This is a genomic window from Vibrio sp. 1580 (assembly GCF_033340055.1).
Window position 1 is genome coordinate 1 of sequence record NZ_JAWOVT010000347.1, and the last position, 658, is coordinate 658.

Sequence of the window (658 nt, forward strand, 5' to 3'; positions counted from 1 at the left end):
CTATGCCTTCCTTTTTTGTTTCTAGGCGATTTATTTTGCTTTTGGCAAAACCACCACTTCAGTTTTTGCCCAGATATCGTGGAAACCACGTTTTTGCGGGTCAATTGGCACGGTTAAGTTCGCAAGACCAAAGCCTGATGTCGCAAGGCGGATTAATGCTTGAGTCGCCGTAATTGGAGCGCCGTCTTTCGCGTTTCGAATTTGCATTTTCCAAGCGCGCATGCCTAGGGTTTGACCTGCTCGCGTCCAGAAAAAGACGAAGAAGTAAATCCAGACTACCGCCAGATAAAGTGTGAATATCGGACTCAACACCGGGTGTTTCCCTAACATATCTGCGGCATCCACATATTCTCCGTAGCTCAGCAAGCCTGCTGCATTCAAAGCAAACACCACCGCAATTACGACACCCGCCGCCATCATCTCAATGGCTAAGACAATTAGAGTGTCATAAAACAAAGCGCCCATTCGACGGAAAAATCCCGCTGGTGGAAGAGTTGTAGAAGTAGTCATAATTCCATCACTTACCTTAAAAATTGTGCGTCAGGATATAGATTCCGCCTGTCTGTGAAAAGAGAGCTGACGCACAGACTCTCCAATTGCGGCCAAATCTAAGAGCTTTTCACGAAGGATGATGGCTGCGCATACGCATGTTTGAAGC

1 protein-coding gene is annotated in these 658 nt (G+C 47.0%); it reads right to left on the reverse strand.

Annotated elements, in window-relative coordinates; translation table 11 throughout:
• Positions 1-30: 30 nt before the first annotated feature.
• Positions 31-510 (reverse strand): RDD family protein, encoded by a 480-nt coding sequence (locus R7093_RS25935; protein ID WP_023624209.1) that lies wholly within the window; start codon positions 508-510, stop codon positions 31-33.
• Positions 511-658 lie beyond the last annotated feature (148 nt).